Origin of the sequence: Pseudomonas sp. rhizo66 (assembly GCF_031931925.1) — a bacterium.
Lineage (GTDB): Bacteria > Pseudomonadota > Gammaproteobacteria > Pseudomonadales > Pseudomonadaceae > Aquipseudomonas.
The window spans coordinates 89,500-107,268 of the sequence record NZ_JAUJWZ010000019.1 but is presented as its reverse complement, the minus strand read 5'-3'; the positions used below and the strand labels follow the sequence as shown (position 1 = coordinate 107,268).

12 protein-coding genes are annotated in these 17,769 nt (G+C 60.5%); all 12 read left to right on the top strand.

Annotated features, from left to right (window positions below):
• Positions 1-17: 17 nt before the first annotated feature.
• The 12 genes from QZR14_RS21970 (at position 18) to QZR14_RS21915 (ending at position 17,766) form a co-directional block, all read left to right on the top strand.
• The gene (locus tag QZR14_RS21970; RefSeq protein WP_176091703.1) at positions 18-1,106 is read left to right on the top strand and encodes a flagellar basal body P-ring protein FlgI; all 1,089 of its coding nucleotides are present in this window, start codon (positions 18-20) and stop codon (positions 1,104-1,106) included.
• An 11-nt stretch (positions 1,107-1,117) separates the two neighbouring features.
• The gene (flgJ, locus tag QZR14_RS21965) at positions 1,118-2,410 is read left to right on the top strand and encodes a flagellar assembly peptidoglycan hydrolase FlgJ (protein ID WP_311997738.1); all 1,293 of its coding nucleotides are present in this window, start codon (positions 1,118-1,120) and stop codon (positions 2,408-2,410) included.
• A gap of 24 nt (positions 2,411-2,434) precedes the next feature.
• Positions 2,435-4,480: a flagellar hook-associated protein FlgK gene (flgK, locus tag QZR14_RS21960; protein ID WP_250603702.1), complete on the top strand. Its 2,046-nt coding sequence runs from the start codon at positions 2,435-2,437 to the stop codon at positions 4,478-4,480.
• A 13-nt stretch (positions 4,481-4,493) separates the two neighbouring features.
• Entirely contained in the window at positions 4,494-6,062 is a 1,569-nt protein-coding gene (locus QZR14_RS21955; RefSeq protein ID WP_311997737.1) for a flagellar hook-associated protein 3, read from the top strand.
• 108 nt (positions 6,063-6,170) lie between these two features.
• Positions 6,171-9,764 (top strand): glycosyltransferase, encoded by a 3,594-nt coding sequence (locus QZR14_RS21950; protein ID WP_311997736.1) that lies wholly within the window; start codon positions 6,171-6,173, stop codon positions 9,762-9,764.
• A gap of 233 nt (positions 9,765-9,997) precedes the next feature.
• Complete coding sequence (locus QZR14_RS21945) at positions 9,998-11,560, top strand: calcium-binding protein (RefSeq protein WP_311997735.1); 1,563 nt, start codon at positions 9,998-10,000, stop codon at positions 11,558-11,560.
• Positions 11,561-12,233: 673 nt separating this feature from the next.
• On the top strand, positions 12,234-13,007 hold the full coding sequence (gene rfbF / locus QZR14_RS21940) for a glucose-1-phosphate cytidylyltransferase (protein WP_311997734.1): 774 nt from the start codon (positions 12,234-12,236) through the stop codon (positions 13,005-13,007).
• Positions 12,989-14,071 carry a CDP-glucose 4,6-dehydratase gene (gene rfbG, locus QZR14_RS21935; RefSeq protein WP_311997733.1) on the top strand — a complete coding sequence of 361 codons (1,083 nt, stop codon included), beginning with the start codon at positions 12,989-12,991 and terminating at the stop codon, positions 14,069-14,071. Before rfbF ends, rfbG begins: the two co-directional genes overlap by 19 nt.
• Entirely contained in the window at positions 14,068-14,628 is a 561-nt protein-coding gene (locus QZR14_RS21930; RefSeq protein WP_250603712.1) for a dTDP-4-dehydrorhamnose 3,5-epimerase family protein, read from the top strand. Before rfbG ends, QZR14_RS21930 begins: the two co-directional genes overlap by 4 nt.
• A complete protein-coding gene (locus QZR14_RS21925) occupies positions 14,625-15,851 on the top strand; it encodes a class I SAM-dependent methyltransferase (protein ID WP_311997732.1) in 1,227 nt (408 codons plus the stop codon). Before QZR14_RS21930 ends, QZR14_RS21925 begins: the two co-directional genes overlap by 4 nt.
• Positions 15,848-16,699, top strand: a complete 852-nt coding sequence (locus QZR14_RS21920; RefSeq protein ID WP_250603716.1) for an NAD-dependent epimerase/dehydratase family protein — start codon at positions 15,848-15,850, stop codon at positions 16,697-16,699. The genes QZR14_RS21925 and QZR14_RS21920 overlap by 4 nt, the downstream gene beginning before the upstream one ends.
• Complete coding sequence (locus QZR14_RS21915) at positions 16,696-17,766, top strand: class I SAM-dependent methyltransferase (RefSeq protein WP_311997731.1); 1,071 nt, start codon at positions 16,696-16,698, stop codon at positions 17,764-17,766. Before QZR14_RS21920 ends, QZR14_RS21915 begins: the two co-directional genes overlap by 4 nt.
• Positions 17,767-17,769: the final 3 nt, after the last annotated feature.

The following is a 17,769-nucleotide window of genomic DNA, read 5'->3' as shown; positions in this document are numbered from 1 at the left end:
TGAATTTCAAGAGCCTCATGCTGGCTGCGGCGCTGATGTCCGCAGCCTTTGGTGCCCACGCCGAGCGGTTGAAAGATATCGCCAGCATTTCCGGCGTGCGTTCCAACCAGTTGATCGGTTACGGCCTGGTGGTCGGGCTTAACGGCACCGGTGACCAGACGACGCAAACCCCGTTCACCCTGCAGACCTTCAACAACATGCTCTCGCAGTTCGGCATCAAGGTGCCGCCGGGATCGGGCAACGTGCAGTTGAAAAACGTTGCGGCGGTATCGATCAGTGCCGACCTGCCTGCGTTCGCCAAGCCGGGTCAGCAGGTCGACATCACCGTGTCCTCGATCGGTAACTCCAAGAGCCTGCGCGGCGGCACTTTGTTGCTGACACCGCTCAAGGGTATCGACGGCAACGTTTATGCGGTCGCTCAGGGCAACCTGGTGGTTGGCGGTTTCGACGCCGAGGGCCGTGACGGTTCGAAGATTACCGTCAACGTTCCGTCGGCCGGTCGTATCCCCGGTGGTGCCTCTGTGGAGCGTTCGGTGCCGAGCGGATTCAACCAGGGCAACAGCCTGACGCTGAACCTCAACCGTTCCGACTTCACCACGGCCAAACGCATCGTCGACAAGATCAACGACATGCTTGGCCCTGGCGTTGCGCAAGCCATCGACGGCGGTTCGATCCGAGTTACTGCGCCGCTCGATCCGAGCCAGCGCGTTGACTACCTGTCGATCCTGGAAAACCTCGAAGTCGATCCCGGCCAGGCGGTGGCGAAAGTCATCATCAACTCGCGTACCGGCACCATCGTCATCGGCCAGAACGTCAAGGTTTCGCCAGCCGCCGTGACCCACGGCAGCCTGACCGTGACCATCACTGAAGACCCGATCGTCAGCCAGCCCGGCCCGCTGTCCAATGGGCAGACGGCTGTTGTGCCGCGCTCGCGGGTCAACGCCGAGCAGGAAGCCAAACCGATGTTCAAGTTCGGCCCGGGCACCACCCTCGACGAGATCGTGCGTGCGGTGAACCAGGTCGGCGCGGCGCCGGGTGACTTGATGGCGATCCTCGAAGCCCTGAAGCAGGCCGGCGCGTTGCAAGCCGACCTGATCGTGATCTGAGGCCGACCGTTATGGATATGCGCAAAAGCGGTCTGGTCAGCAGCAGCGATTCGGGTTCCTACTCGGACCTCAATCGCCTGAACCAACTCAAGGTCGGCGACAAGAACAGCGATGCGAACCTGCGCAAAGTGGCGCAGGAATTCGAATCGCTGTTCCTTGGCGAAATGCTCAAGTCGATGCGCTCGGCGACCAACGCCCTGGGTGAAGACAACCCGCTCAACACGCCGGCGGCCAAGCAGTATCAGGAAATGTACGACCAGCAACTGGCGGTTTCCATGTCCCGAGAGGGCGGTGGTATCGGTCTGGCTGACGTGCTGATGCGGCAGATGTCGAAGAACAAACCGCTGGCGCCGGGCGAAGCCGCTGCCGCGTCCGCTGCCAAGCAGGAAGAAGCCAAGGCGAAAGCTGCTGCCGTGGCCACGCCGATTGCCGCCGGCACCGTTGCCACCAACGGCCCGTTGTCGCGGCTCAATGGCGAGCGCCCGTTGTGGGCCTCGCGTTCGGTGAACGCGCCGAATACGCAATTGGCTCATCGCAACGACATGGAGCTGATCAACCAGCGTCGTCTGGCCTTGCCGCCGAAACTGGCCGATCGTTTGCTCGCCGGGCTGGTGCCATCGGCCACGCCGGCAGCGGCAACGGCATTGCCGCAGCGTGCGACAACCGCTGCCACCACTGGCGCCGGTCCGCTGTACAACGGCGACTGGCTGGCCCGCGCCGAGACCGAAAAGGCCTCGGGCGGACAGATGCAGATCTATGGTCGCGCCATGGCGCAGATTCCACTGGCACCGGCGAAAAAAGCCTTCAGTTCTGCCGACGAATTCGTCAACACCATGCTGCCGATGGCCAAGGAAGCCGCCGACCGCATCGGCGTCGATCCGCGCTATCTGGTGGCGCAGGCGGCGCTGGAAACCGGTTGGGGCAAGTCGGTCATGCGCGCCCAGGATGGCAGTAGCAGCCACAACCTGTTCGGTATCAAGGCGAGCAGCAACTGGAAGGGCGATTCGGCCCGGGCGATCACCAGCGAGTTCCGCAATGGCGAGATGGTCAAGGAGACGGCCGAGTTCCGTTCCTACGCCTCGTACAAGGACAGCTTCCACGATCTGGTGACGTTGCTGCAGAGCAACAATCGCTATCAAGAAGTGCTGAAGTCTGCCGATAACCCAGAACAGTTTGTACGCGAGTTGCAAAAGGCCGGTTACGCCACCGACCCGAACTACGCAAGCAAGATTTCGCAGATAGCCAAGCAGATGAACAGTTTCCAAAACTACGCTGCGGCGGGTGTATCCACCACGCCTTTATAAGGCACAAGGTATAAGGTCTGAACCATGAGTTTGCTCAATATCGGGATGTCGGGACTGTCGGCCAGCCAGTCCTCTTTGGCTACGACAGGCAACAACATTGCCAACGTCGACACCGCCGGTTATTCACGTCAGCAAACCGTGCAGGGCACCAAATCCTCGCAGCAGTTCGGCACCGTGTTTATCGGTACGGGCACGACCCTGGCCGACGTGCGCCGGGTGTACAACTCGTACCTGGAAAGCCAACTGCACACGGCCACGTCGCTCGATAGCGAGTCGGCCGCGTTTCTGGCCCAGGCCACGCCGCTGGACTCCATGCTGTCGGACACCAACACCGGCCTGACCGGTGTGCTGCAGAAGTTTTTCACCACGATGCAGGGCGTATCGACGTCGGCGACCGATGACACCTCGCGTCAATCGGTGCTGACCGGTGCGCAGGCGCTGACCAGTCGCTTCAATACCATCGCCAAACAGCTCAACGACCAGAACACCACCCTCAATGGCAGCCTGGGCGACATGACGGCCCAGGTGAACAAACTGGCCACTTCGATTGCCAACCTGAACCAGAAGATTGGCGAGATCTCCACCAGTGGCGGTGCGCCGAACGATCTGCTCGACAGCCGCAACGAGGCCGTACGCCAGCTCTCCGAACTGACGGGTGCACAGGTCGTCGAGCGTGGCACCAGTTTCGACGTGTACATCGGCAGCGGTCAGCCGCTGGTGATCGGCAACACCACCAACACTTTGAGCATGGTCGCGAGCAAAACCGATCCGTCGCGCATGGCCATCCAGATGGATCGCGGGTCGAGCACGATCGACATCACCTCGGCGATGACCGGTGGCGAAATCGGCGGCCTGCTGACCTACCGCAAAGAAGTCCTCGACCCCTCGCTCAACGAGCTGGGCCGCGTGGCGCTGGTGATCGCTGATCAGGTCAACAGTCAGCAAGCCCAGGGCATCGACAAGAACGGTGACTTCGGCGCGGCCATTTTCAACAACATCAACAGTGCCGCGCTGATCAGTTCTCGCAGCATCGCGCAGTCGGGCAACAGCACCGGTTCGGGTAACCTCGATGTCACCATCAAGGACACCGGCAAGCTGACCACCAGCGATTATCAGGTGACGTTCACCAGCGCCACTGACTACACCGTCAAGCGCTCCGACGGCACCGATCTGGGTGCTTTCAGCACGACGACCAATCCACCTCCAGTGATCGACGGTTTCACCCTCGCGCTGAAGGGTGGTGCGTTGAGCGCCGGTGACAGTTTCAAAGTGACCCCGACCCGCAATGCGGCGGCGAGCATCCAGACGGTGCTCACCGATCCGAAGAAAATCGCTGCGGCCGGTCCGTTGACCGGTGTGGCCAGCGCTGCCGGTCTGGGGACTTACACGCAGCCGACGCTCAGCAACAAGATCGATATCTACAACCCGACTGCCCAGGCTGACATGCAAGCGGCGCTGAAGAACTCGACGCCGGTCAAGCTCGTGTTAGGTGCTGTCTCCGGGGGCAGCCAGGCTTACACCTTTGTGGATGCCAAGGGCGTCCTCATCAGCAGCGGCACTATCGTTCCTGGTCAATCGAACACGCTGGACCTGAAAGTCGGCATCGTCGATGCCAGCGGCAACCCGGTGCTGGACACCAGCGTCACGCCGAACGTACAGAAAACCTTCTCCGTGCAGACCACCGTGGGCGGCACGCCGAAGCCTGGCGAAACCTTCACCATGAACCTCACCGGTGCGGCGTCCTCGGACAACCGCAACGCGCAATCGCTGGTCGCCCTGCAAACGGCGCAGACCGTCGATACCGGTTCGGCGAGCAAGGGCATCAGCCTGACTGACGCCTACAACAAGCTGGTGACCAACGTCGGTACCAAGACTGCCCAAGGCAAGTCCGACAGCGCCGCGACCTCAGCGATTCTGGATAACGCCAAAGGTGCGCGCGATTCGCTGTCCGGGGTCAACCTGGATGAAGAAACCGGCAACCTGGTCAAATATCAGCAGTACTACACAGCGTCTTCGCAGATCATCAAAGCTGCGCAGGAAACTTTCGCCACGCTGATCAACAGCCTTTAAGGAGTCGTAATTCATGCGCATTTCCACCGCCCAGTATTACGGCACGCAAGCGTCGGACTATCAGCGTAACTTCAACAAGGCCGTCGCCACCGCCAGCGAGGCGAGCAGCCTGCAGCGTATCAATACCGCCGCCGATGATCCGATCGGTGCCGGGCGTTTGCTGCAGTTGGGCCAGCAGGCCGCGATGCTCGATCAGTACAAGACCAACGTCGACACCACCAAAAGTGCATTGAACGTGCAGGAATCCACCCTGGATTCGATCACCACCGCGTTGGCCCGCACCAAGGAACTCGCCCTGGCCGCCAACAATGGCACGGCCACCGACAAGGACCGCCAGGCTTACGCTTCGGAAATGGGCCAGATCCAGCAACAAGTGCTGGGTCTGATGAACGCCAAGGATGCCAACGGCAACTACCTGTTCTCCGGTTCGAAGACCGACACTGCGCCGTATTCGCAAAATGCCGACGGCACCTACAGCTACAACGGTGACCAGACCACGATCAATCTGGGCATCGGCGATGGCATGACGATCGGCACCAACACCACCGGTTGGGACGCTTTCCAGCAGACCATCAATACCGCGCGTACCAACGTCGCCATGACCGCGCCGGCAGTGGATGACGGTCGCGTCGTACTGTCCAACGGCACGATCGGTACCGTCGCCACTTACAACGCCAAGTTCACCGCTGGCCAGCCTTACACCGTCAGCTTCCTCAGCAGCACCCAGCTGAAAATCACCGATGCCTTGGGCAACGATGTGACCGCTGAGGCGAGCCAGAACGGTTTGGTCAGCAACAGCAGCGGTGCCAACCAGACGGTGAGCTTCCGTGGCGTCGACATGAAGCTGAACATCAACCTGAAGGCCGGTGACACCAATCCGGACGCGGTCATTGCCGGCCACAGCTTCCAGTTGACCACTGCGCCAGATTCGTTCACCACCACACGCAGCCCGGGTAACCCGTCGACCGCGGTGATCACCGGTTCGAGCATCACTGACCAGGCAGCGTACACTGCGGCATTCCCGCAGGGTGGCGCCGTTCTCAAGTTCACCAGCGCCACCGCATTCGATCTGTATGCAGCGCCAGTGACCGCAGACAGCAAACCGGTGTCCTCGGGCACCGTGACCGGGAGCAACGCCACGGCGGCAGGCGTGACCTTTGCCCTGGGCAGCGCACCGGCAGCGGGCGATCAGTTCTCGATCCGTCCAAACGATCATCAGACCCAGAACGTGCTCGACACCCTCGGTCAGATGATCACCGCACTGAACACGCCGATCGATGGTGATCCGGTGGCCAAGCAGAAATTCCAGGGCGCCATGGAGGCGGGCCTCGGCAACATCGACGCGGCCAACAATCAAATCGGCGCTGCGGTGACTGCGATTGGTGCCCGAGGCCAGGCACTGGACATGCAGGCCGTCACCAATGACAGTCTGAGCACCGCGAACACCACCACGCAAGGTTCCATTCGCGATTCGGATCCGGCTGAAGTGATGACGCGTCTGACCCTGCAACAGACCATGCTGCAAGCTTCGCAGCTTGCGTTCAGCAAGATCAGCCAGTTGGGTCTGTTCAACAAGATCTGATCCTCAACGGGCGCGTAAGCGCCCGTTTGCCCTGTTCCTCAGTCATGTTTTTTTGCGGTATCAAGGGCTCGCTTTTTCGAGCGGGCTCGCACCGCCTGTGAGCCCGCCGTGAATTCACTTCCGCTTGTCAGCCTTGTCATTCCTGCCTTCAATCCGCGCTTTTTCGAGCGGACGCTGAACAGCGCCGTCAGCCAGAATTACGCCAATCTTGAAATCATCGTGTGCGATGACAATCGCGGCAACGAGATCGAAGACATTGTCATGCAGGTGACAGAGCAGACCGGTTTCGCCGTGCGTTACGTGCGCAACCCGCGAACGCTGGGGCTGGTCGGTAACCTGAAGGCCTGTCTTGAGCAAGCGCGGGGCGAGTTCATCAAATTCCTGTGTGATGATGACCTGCTGTATTCGTCCTGTATCGAACAGCAAGCCCACGAACTGCGGCGCGACGAAGTCAGTCTGGTGGTAGCCCAACGGTTGTTGTGGGATGCCAACGACATCATCCTGCCCGCACGTCTGGAAAACAGCTCATTGTCGCCGGCCAGTGGCTTGCTCAAAGGCGACGATGTACTGAGCATCTTTGAAAAATTCCCGGTCAACGTACTGGGCGGATTCAGCAGTGCGCTGTTTCGCCGTAGCGATGTTGTGGAGCTTTTACCAGCCTTGACCGAGGAGGGTGCCTGCTTCGTTGCGACGCTGGACTTTGCCTTGTACGTCTGTCTGCTGCGGCGCGGCAATCTGGTGGTCTCCAACAACGTGCTGAGTGCCGAGCGTCTCTACCCCGAGCGTCTGAGCGCGCAGCAACCGATGAAAGACGCGGCCGAGATCGAGCGCGAGTGGATCTCGCAAATGCTCAAGGTTCGCAGCGGCGAGTCGGCACCGGCGCCGGGCTGGGTTCGTTATGTGCCGCTGACCAAGGCCGATGAGTCGCCTCGGGTCTGGGAAGAGCTGCCGCTGAGCCGTACCCTCGGCACCAAGCAGAGTCGTCAGGAGCTGGGGGTCGGAGTCGACAGCTTCAGTTTTGGCGAACTCTACGCACAATGGCTGGCGGTTCGGGTGTTGACCGAGGCGCAGCGCCAATGGCTGCCGGAAACCCTCGCTGGCTGGCCGCACCGGCCGCGCATCGTGCCGATCATCATTGATGCCCAAGGCAGTCGCGATGGCCTGGAGCGCACCCTTGAGGCACTCGCCGCTCAGGATTACCCGCCGGAGCTGGTTCTGGTGCTGTCCACGGCTTGCAGCGAAGCGAAGCTGGACGGTCGCGTGTTCCACATGCCGTTGCAGGGTGACGGCCTGGAGCAGGTCAACGCTCTGCTGCCGCAACTGGAAGGCGCCGACTGGTTTTATCTGCTGCAGCCAGGTGACTGCCCGGTGGCGCCAGCGTTGTTGGTGATGGCTGATCGCATTGCGCACTCAAGCTCATTGACATGCCTGTACAGCGACGAAGGCAGCCTGCGCGACGGTGAGTCGGCCGAGCCTGCGTTCAAGCCGGATTTCAACCTCGACCTCATGCGCAGTTACCCTTACGTCGGGCGTGCGCTGGCGTTTCAGCGCGAACGGTTCCTGGCACTTGGCGGTTTCACCTCGACGTTCGCCGAACTCGCGCCCCACGATGTGCTGTGGCGTATGGTTGAAAGCGATGGCCTGCAAGTGGTCGGGCACATTGCTGAAGTGTTGCTGGAATCGAAATTCGATCTCTCGCAATGGCTCACTGATCCTGGCGTTGCGCAGCAAAGCCCGCGCATTCTCGAAGCGCATCTGCAACGCCTTGGCATTGCTCATGAAATCCGCGACGGTAACAGCGGGCTGCTCAATCGTGTCGACTATCACCATGCCCGGCGCCCACTGGTGTCGGTGGTCATTGTCACGCAGGACCAGACGGCTGCCTTGCAGCGCTGCGTCGAGACATTGCTGGAAAAGACCGCCTACACCGAGTACGAATTGCTCTTGGTCGATAACGGCAGCGAAAGCGCCGAAGCGTTGGCATGGCTGGACGGTATGGCGCAACTGGGCAGCGAGCGGATTCGCGTGCTGAGCTACCCGCAAAAGGGTAACGCGGCAGCGGTGCACAACTATGCCGTCAGCCAGGCGCGCGGTGAGTATGTGTTGATGCTCAACGCCTTTGCGGTGATCACCCAGAACGATTGGCTCGACGAATTGCTCAATCATGCGCAACGTCCGGAGGTCGGGGTGGTTGGCGCCAAGCTGTTCAACCCGGACGGCGGCGTGTTGCACGCCGGCCTGATTCTTGGCTTGAACGGGCCGGTCGGGTTGCCGTTCTATGGCCAACCGATGCAGTCGGAAGGGTACATGCATCGCCTGCAGGCGGTGCATGACCTGAGTGCCGTCGGCGGTGATTGCCTGATGATTCGCAAGTCGGTGTTCGAAGCCGCCGGCGGGCTGGACGAGCAGGAACTCAAGCAAACGCTCAATGTCGTCGATCTGTGTCTGCGTGTTGGCCGTGACGGTTATCTGGTGGTGCTCAATCCTCATGCGGTGCTGGCCGTCGGGGCACGGCCAAATGCAATGGCAACGCCTGAGGAAGAAGCGCAGCACATTGAGGAGAGGGAGACTTTTTACCAGCGCTGGCTGCCGCTGGTAGCGCGCGACCCGGCCTATAACGTCAACCTGACGTTGCAGGGCGTGGGCGCTACCAACTTCAGTCTGGAGCCGGGCCTGCGCACGGGGTGGAGTGCATTCTCCAAGGCACAGTTGCCCAATCTGCTGGTGGTGCCGATCAACGCTTCGGCCATCGGCCATTACCGCATGAGCCAGCCGATGATCGAGCTCGAAGCGGCCAATCGGGCAGAGGGGCGTATTTGCTACGGCTTGCCATCGATCATCGATATCGAGCGTCAGTCGCCTGATGTAATCGTCCTGCAAGGGCGCTACTCGGAACACGCTATTGATGAAATTCCACCGCTGAAGAAATACTTCAACGCTCGGCGCATTTTCGAACTCGACGACTATGTCATCGACGTTCCCCACCGCAACGCGCACATCCGCAACATGCCGAGCAAGCAGGACATGGAGCGTATGGTGCGGCGTGCGATCGGCCTGTGTGATCGCGCGGTCGTATCCACCGCGCCGCTGGCCAACGTGCTGTCGGACATGCACCACGACATTCGTGTCGTCCCCAACATGTTGGCCAAGGACTTGTGGGGCCACCTGCGCAGCCAGCGTAGGACCTCGAAGAAACCGCGGGTCGGCTGGGGCGGCGGCACCAGTCACCACGGTGATCTGGCGGTGATCGCCGAGGTCGTTCGTGAACTGGCCAATGAAGTCGACTGGGTGTTTTTCGGCATGTGCCCGGATGATCTGCGTCCTTACATGCATGAGTTCCACGGGGTCATCGGTCTGGACGTGTACCCGGCAAAACTGGCCAGTCTCAACCTCGATCTGGCACTGGCGCCGCTGGAATTCCATATCTTCAACGACTGCAAGAGCAACTTGCGGCTGCTGGAGTACGGCGCTTGCGGTTACCCGGTGATCTGCACGGATACCGAGGCCTATCGCGGTTACTTGCCATGCACCCGGATCAAGACCAACAGCACGGATGAATGGCTGCAAGCGATCCGCATGCACCTGGCCGATCCGGATGCCAGTTATCGCATGGGCGATGAATTGCGTGAGGTGGTGCTGCGCGATTACGTGTTGCGCGGCGATAACCTGCGCTACTGGGAATACGGCTGGCTGGCGGATTGATCGAGCCGCACATGACCTCCTGAAAAACAGGCGACTTTTACAGTCGCCTTTTTTTGCCTTTGAAAAGCCTGTTTGCATCAATCCCGATACATTTCTTTGCCGAGGCTCAAGCTTCGCCTTTGAGCTGTCGATACCCTTCTATTCGTTCATTCATCAGGCAGGGATCGCAGGCTTGAACGGTCTCTCTCTCTGCCGACAGAACCGCTTTCAACCACAACGCAAGGAAGACGTAAATGTCAGTAGTAAATGGAACGAGTGAAGCGGATGTACTTTCAGGCACCGACGGCAATGCCAGTGATCGCGAAATCATTGGCGGTGCCGGTAACGACTGGCTGTGGGGCGGCGATGGCGCCGATCATTTCGTCGGTGGCGAGGGTTACGATACCGTCAGCTACAGCAACAGCCTTGAGGGCGTGAGAGTCGAAGACTTCACCAATTACGGCGAGCTGACCGACGCTTATGGCGACACCTTCACCGGCATTGAAGCGATTCAGGGGTCGGGCTTCGATGACGTGATTTATCGTCATAAAGACTTTATGAGCATCGATGGCGCTGACGGCCATGACACCGTGAGTTATCGCAACGCTTTCGATCCGGTCAACATTTTGATCGGCGGCGGCGTCAACGCGGCGGGCGACACACTGATTAATGTGGAAGAGGTTATTGGTTCCACCGATGCCGATCACTTCACCGTGAACAGCAGTGGTGTGGTCGTCGCTGGCGGTGGCGGTGACGATGTTTACACAATCAATAGCACCGGCGTGACCATCGAGGAAATCGAAGGCTACATGGGCGGTACCGATCACGTGTACACCAGCCTGTCCGAGTTGAGGTTGAGCGCATTCGTTGAGAACCTGACCTATACCGGGACCGCTGACTTCATCGGCTACGGCAATGACGAGAACAACACCATCATCGCTGGGGCCGGTAATGATGTGCTGTTGGGCGGTGCAGGTGCCGACAACTTTGAGGGTGGCGCCGGTATCGACATCGTCAGCTACGACGACAGTACCGAAGGCTTGAGCGCTTCGCTGAAGTGGGGCGTGCAGAGTGGTATTGCGTTCCACGACGTTTACATCGATATCGAAGGCCTGCGCGGCAGCCAGTTCAATGACGTTCTGGAAGGCGATTGGGGCGATAACATGCTTGAGGGCGGCGCGGGCGACGATCAGATTCAGGGCGGCGATGGCAACGACCACATCTATGGTGGCCTGGCCTCCGGTCTCGATGTCGGAGGTCAGTCCGATAGTCTGTCGGGCGGTGCTGGTGATGACGTTATCGTTGGCGCGGCCAATGATCTGTTCACCTGGGCCAGTGGTGACGATGGCAATGACATCATCACCCTGGGCCGAGGGTTTGCTTTCGGTGGCGAGGGTAATGACATTCTGACCGCCACCGGCAGTGACTACATGCTGCAGGGCGATGGGGGGAATGATGTGTTGATTCTTAACCTTGCCGGTCAGTCGAATGCCGGCGGCCGTGCGTATGGCGGGCAGGGCGATGACACCTACGTGGTCAACACCACCGGGCTGGTGACCATCAAGGATGAGGGGCTGGATATCAGCGACACACTGATCCTGAACACGATCGCCAACGCCAGCCAATTAAGTGTGACCCGTATCGGCAACGATGCTTTTCTGCACAGTGCCAACGACGGTAGCAGTGGTGTGCCGGACAACGGTGTGAAACTGGCGGATTGGTATGCCGGGTTCAATACGATCGAGCACATTCAGACCGCCGATGGTCAGGCCTTTGAGCTGCCGGTGAGTGGTGATGCGTTTGCTATGTTTGGGTAATTGTTCGATCTGTTGATCTGGCTTGTGGAAGGGGATGAATCTTTGGGTTCATCCCTTTTTTTGTCTGGGGCTTGGCGGCCTTTGGGCCGACCAGGCTCTTGGGGTTTTGGGTGTGTATCCGTTGCTGCGGGTGTTGCTGATTATGGTTCCGCCCTTACGGCGGGTCACTTTTTCCTGGCGCCGAAAAAGTAACCCAAAAGGCTTGCTCCTACGTACGGCCCGCTCGCTGGGGCTCGGGGTTCCTTCGCTCCGGGATCCATCCGCTCAGCCTTCCGACGTCGCTCGTGGATCAAGATCAAGAGCGGCAGCCGAGCTAACGCTCATCCTGTTGAGTGGTGAGGAGCGGGGCGTGGTTGGCTTTGGATTTGTGGTGGGTTTTCCCCTTGCTCCAGAGGGAGCCGATTTCGGGCTTTTCAAAACCTGAGTTCGACTCGGCATTGCACGTCGGCGTACTTCTTCCAAGCACCTCAATCAGTCCCCTCTCCCTTTGGGAGAGGGTTAGGGTGAGGGGCTTGTGGAGCTGGCGCGTTTCCTGCAAGTCCCCTGTAAATCGCCATAAAACGAGCGCTCGCGGTCACTTCAGCGGCGCCTGGAACGGCAAAAGGTTTAGCCAGACGGCCCGCAACGCTCAACAAAGCCATGCGCAGCCCGGTGAAGAACAAGAGGGGAGACGATGAAGGCAGTTATTTTGGCGGGTGGCCTCGGCACGCGCATCAGTGAAGAGTCGCACCTCAAGCCCAAGCCAATGATCGAGATCGGCGGCAAGCCAATTCTCTGGCACATCATGAAGCAGTATTCCGCCCACGGAATTCACGACTTCGTGATCTGCCTTGGCTACAAGGGCTATGCGATCAAGGACTTCTTCGCCAATTACTTCCTGCACACCTCCGACGTCACCTTCAACATGCGCGAAAACCGCATGGACGTGCACCAGAACTACAGCGAGCCGTGGAGTGTCACGCTCATCGACACCGGCGAAGAAACCATGACCGGTGGCCGTCTGTTGCGCGCCAGCCGTTACCTCAAGGATGAAGAGGCGTTCTGCTTCACCTATGGCGACGGCGTGTCCGATATCAACATTGCCCAACTCTTGGATTTCCACAAAGCCCACGGTCGTCTGGCGACCGTCACTGCCGTGCAGCCGCCGGGCCGCTACGGCGCGCTTGAGCGTCAGGGCGATCAAGTGCTGGGTTTCACCGAAAAACCTCGCGGTGACGGTGGCTGGATCAACGGTGGCTTCTTCGTGCTTTCGCCGAAAGTGCTGCCGTACATCGCCGATGACGCCACTACTTGGGAAGCCGAACCGCTGGCACGTCTGGCCGCAGACGAACAGTTGAAAGCCTTCGAACATGAAGGCTTCTGGCACCCGATGGACACCCTGCGCGACAAGAACCATCTCGAAGCGCTGTGGCAGAGCGGGGAGGCCCCATGGAAGCAATGGGCCTGAGTGCGGATTTCTGGCGCGGCAAACGCGTCCTCGTTACCGGACATACCGGTTTCAAGGGCAGTTGGCTGACCCTGTGGCTGCAAAGCCTCGGCGCGCAAGTCAGCGGTTTCTCCCTCGATCCGTCGACCGAGCCGAGCCTGTTCGAACTGGCGCGCGTGCACGAAGGCATCAACGATCAGCGCGGTGATCTGCGGGATCTCGGTGCCTTGCTGGAAATCATCGCCGACACCGAGCCGGAGATCGTTCTGCACCTGGCGGCTCAGCCATTGGTGCGTGAAGGCTATCGCGATCCACTCGGCACTTACTCCAGCAACGTCATGGGTACGTTGAACCTGCTTGAAGCGATTCGTCAGGTCGGCTGCGTGCGCGCCTGTGTGCTGGTGACCACCGACAAGGTCTACGCCAACAAGGAATGGCTGTGGCCGTACCGCGAGGACGAAGCCCTCGGTGGTCATGATCCTTACAGCAGCAGCAAGGCCTGCTGCGAACTGCTCGCACAATCTTATGCCGCGTCATTTTTCCCGGCCGACAAGTACGCCGAGCATGGTCTGGCCCTGGCCACCGCACGTGCCGGCAACGTCTTGGGCGGCGGTGATTTTGCCCCGGAGCGCCTGATTCCTGACGTGCTCAAAGCGTGGAGCGCCGACGAGCCGGTGACCCTGCGCTACCCGCAAGCCGTGCGCCCATGGCAGCACGCGCTGGAACCGCTGGCCGGTTACCTGCAACTGGCCGCCGGCCTCTACGAGCAAGGCCCGGAATACGCCGGGGCGTGGAACTTCGGCCCGGGTGAAGCGGACATGTGCAGCGTCGGCGAAGTGGTCGAACTGCTCGCCAGCCGCTGGCCGCAGGCGCGTGGTCTGCGCATTGAGAAAAGCGAATTGCACGAAGCCGGCCTGCTGCGTCTGGACAGCAGCCGCGCACGGCAGGTGCTGGGCTGGCAACCACGCTGGACCTTGCAGGCCTGCCTGACCCAGACCCTCGACTGGCATCTGGCGTGGCAGAACGGCGATGACATGCGCAACGTCACCCTCGGTCAACTGAACCTGTACCGAGGCGCGCTGTGAGCGAATTCTCCCTGAAGGCGTTGCCGCTGGCCGGGTTGTTCAGCGTCCAGCACAAACGCTTCGAAGACCAGCGCGGGCACTTCGCCCGGTTGTTTTGCGAAGGCAGCCTGAGTGCGTTCGGCAGTGAATTTCATATCCGCCAGATCAACCATTCCTGCACCCGCGAGAAGGGCAGTGTGCGCGGTCTGCATTATCAGAACGCCAACGCCCCGGAAGCCAAACTGATCACTTGCCTGCGCGGTGAAGTGTGGGACGTGGCGGTGGATCTGCGTCCTGACTCCAAAACTTTTCTGCACTGGCACGCCGAGCACCTGAAGGCCGGTGACGGTTGCAGTCTGTTGATTCCTGCTGGTTTCGCCCACGGTTTCCAGACGCTGACCGAGGACGCCGAACTGCTTTACCTGCACAGCGCCGATTACGCGCCGGAGCATGAGGGTGGTCTGTCGGTGAATGATCCACGGCTGGCGATTGCCTGGCCGTTGCCTGTCAATAATTTGTCAGCGCGTGATTCCAGCCATCCCGCGCTTGATCAACACTTTGCTGGAGTGCGTCTATGAACTGCCGTGGGTGCGCCGCACCGCTGAGCCTGCCGCTGATTGACCTCGGCACCTCCCCACCGTCCAACGCCTATGTGCACGCCGATCGCCTGGAGCAGGCCGAGCAGTGGGTGCCGTTGAAGGTCGCCGTGTGTCAGCAATGCTGGTTGGTGCAGACCGAGGACTACACCAGCGCTGACAGCCTGTTCGACGCCGAGTACGCCTACTTCAGTTCGTTCTCCAGCACCTGGCTGGCCCATGCCGAGCGCTATGTCGCCGAGATGGTCGAGCGCTTTGGCCTGACCGCCGACAGCCGTGTGGTTGAAGTCGCCGCTAACGACGGATACCTGCTGCAATACGTCGCCGCTCGCGGCATTGCCTGCCTGGGCGTTGAGCCGACGCGCAGCACTGCACAAGCCGCACGCGAAAAAGGCCTGGAGATTCGTGAGCTGTTCTTCGGCCGCGACACTGCTGCGCAATTGAAAAGCGAAGGCTGGGGCGCTGACTTGATGGCGGCCAACAACGTGCTCGCCCATGTGCCGGACATCAACGATTTCCTCGGCGGGTTCGCCACGCTGCTCAAGCCGAACGGCGTCGCCACCTTCGAATTCCCGCAACTGCTGACACTGATGGCCGGCGCGCAGTTCGACACGCTGTATCACGAACACTATTCGTACCTGTCGCTGACTGCCGTGCAGACCCTGTGCGAGCGCAATGGTCTGGAAGTGTTCGACGTCAGCCAACTGACTACCCATGGCGGATCGCTGCGGGTATTCGTCCAGCGCAAGGACGGCGAGCGCCGTGCGGTACAAGCGGCGGTGCAACAGCAGCTGCAGGCCGAGCTGGAGGCCGGGGTGAAAACCGCCGAGTACTACGCCAGCCTCACGCCCGCCGCTGAACGCATCAAGCATGAACTGCTGCGCTTTCTGTTGCAGGCCAAGGCTGACGGCAAGCGGGTAGTCGGCTACGGCGCGGCCGCCAAGGGCAACACCTTGCTCAACTACGCCGGAGTCAAACCCGACCTGCTGGCCTGGGTCGCCGATGCCAACCCGCACAAGCAGGGCAAATTCCTGCCGGGCAGTCGCATTCCGATCGTTGCGCCCGCGCAGATCGACATCGAAAAACCGGACTACGTGCTGGTGCTGCCGTGGAACCTGCTGCACGAAGTCAGTCAGCAACTGGCGCAAGTGCGTCAGTGGGACGGCCACTTCGTGATCGCCGTGCCTGAGTTGAAAGTGCTGTGAAGGTACTCGTTACCGGCGCGACCGGTTTTGTCGGCCGCCATCTGGTTGCGGCGTTGCTGGCCCGTGGCTGCGAGATCCGCGCCGTGGCGCGCAACGCAGAAACCGCGCAAGGCATGCCGTGGATCAACGACGTCGAGTTCATCAGCGCAGATATCCACGCACCTGATCTGGATGTCGCAGCACTGGTAAAAGGCATCGATGCGCTGGCGCATCTGGCCTGGCCAGGCCTGCCGAACTATCGGGCGCTGTTCCATTTCGAGCACAACCTGATGGCCGATTACCGCTTTATCAAAAGCGCGGTCGAGGCAGGCGTGAAGCAGGTGCTCGTCACCGGCACCTGCTTCGAATACGGCATGCAAAGCGGCCCACTCAGCGAAAGCACCGCGCCGCAGCCGAGCAATCCTTACGGCCTGGCCAAGCACACGCTGCACCTGTTTTTGCAAAATCTGCAGCAGGAGCATCCGTTTACTTTGCAGTGGACGCGCCTGTTCTATCTGCATGGCGAAGGGCAAAACCCCAACAGTCTGTTGGCCGCGTTGGACCGGGCGATCAATGTCGGTGAAGCGTCGTTCAACATGTCCGCCGGTGAGCAGTTACGCGATTTTCTGCCGATTGAACGCGCTGCCGGTTACCTCGCCGCGATCCTGCAAAAAACCGACTTCAACGGCGTGATCAATTGCGCCAGCGGCCAACCGGTGTCCGTACGTGCGTTGGTCGAACAACGCCTGCGCGAACGCGGCGCAGCGCTGCATCTGAACCTCGGCCACTACCCGTATCCGACCCACGAACCGCTGGCGTTCTGGGCGGTGACCGAGCGCTTGCAACAGTTATTGGGAGAGCCGCAATGAGGCACGAGTTGTACCGGGTCACCGACCTGCCGGTGCTGCAGAACCGCACCTTTGCCGATCCCGCGTCGGCGCAGGCCTCGGCCAGTGCTGACATGCTGTTGGTGCAGGACGAGCGCAGCGGTCTGATCTTCAATGCGGCGTTCGACGCCGACAAGCTCAGCTACGACGCCGATTACCAGAACGAGCAGGCGCATTCCGGCCAGTTCCAGAAGCACTTGAGTGACGTCGAAGGCATCATTGCCAAGCACTTCAAGGGCCAGGAGTTGATCGAAGTCGGCTGCGGCAAAGGCTATTTCCTGGAATTGCTCAAGGGCCTCGGCTATTCGATCACCGGCATTGATCCGGCGTACGAAGGCGAGAATGCCGACGTGATCAAGGCACCATTCACTCGGGGCCTGGGTCTGGCGGCGGACGCCATCGTCCTGCGCCATGTGCTGGAGCACATTCAGGATCCGGTCAGCTTCCTCGCAGAAATGGCCAACGCCAATCAGGGCGGGCAGATCTACATCGAAGTGCCGTGCTTTGACTGGATCCTCGAGCACAAAGCCTGGTTCGACCTGTTCTACGAACACGTCAATTATTTCCGTCTCGATGACCTGCGCCGGATGTTCGGCACCGTGCACGAGGCCGGTCACCTGTTCGGTGGCCAATACCTGTACATCGTCGCCGATCTGTCGACCTTGCGCCTGACTCCGGAGCAACCGGTGCCGCGCCTGAGCCTGCCTGACGGTTTCACCGCCAGCCTCGATCGTGCCGTGCAGATTATTCAGTCCGCCCCCGAACAGGGTTCGGCGATCTGGGGCGCCTCGTCCAAAGGCGTGATTTATTCGCTGTTCCTGCAACGTGCCGGTGTGGCGGTGGACCGTGTGGTGGATATCAACCCGGCCAAGCAGGGGCGTTATCTGCCGTTGAGCGGCGCGCGGGTGTCCTCGCCGCAAGAAGCGATGGATGCGCTGCCGGAAGGCGCCAACCTGTTTGTGATGAATTCCAATTACCTCGAAGAGATCAAGCGGATGACCGGTGGACGCTACGTCTATCACGCCGTCGACAGCGCTTCGTTTCAGTGACCC

Coding starts and splice junctions, on each gene's coding strand:
- QZR14_RS21970 (WP_176091703.1), top strand. CDS start 18: ATGCTGGCTGCGGCGCTGATGTCCGCAGCCTTTGGTGCCCACGCCGAG.
- flgJ (WP_311997738.1), top strand. CDS start 1,118: ATGGATATGCGCAAAAGCGGTCTGGTCAGCAGCAGCGATTCGGGTTCC.
- flgK (WP_250603702.1), top strand. CDS start 2,435: ATGAGTTTGCTCAATATCGGGATGTCGGGACTGTCGGCCAGCCAGTCC.
- QZR14_RS21955 (WP_311997737.1), top strand. CDS start 4,494: ATGCGCATTTCCACCGCCCAGTATTACGGCACGCAAGCGTCGGACTAT.
- QZR14_RS21945 (WP_311997735.1), top strand. CDS start 9,998: ATGTCAGTAGTAAATGGAACGAGTGAAGCGGATGTACTTTCAGGCACC.
- rfbF (WP_311997734.1), top strand. CDS start 12,234: ATGAAGGCAGTTATTTTGGCGGGTGGCCTCGGCACGCGCATCAGTGAA.
- rfbG (WP_311997733.1), top strand. CDS start 12,989: ATGGAAGCAATGGGCCTGAGTGCGGATTTCTGGCGCGGCAAACGCGTC.
- QZR14_RS21925 (WP_311997732.1), top strand. CDS start 14,625: ATGAACTGCCGTGGGTGCGCCGCACCGCTGAGCCTGCCGCTGATTGAC.
- QZR14_RS21915 (WP_311997731.1), top strand. CDS start 16,696: ATGAGGCACGAGTTGTACCGGGTCACCGACCTGCCGGTGCTGCAGAAC.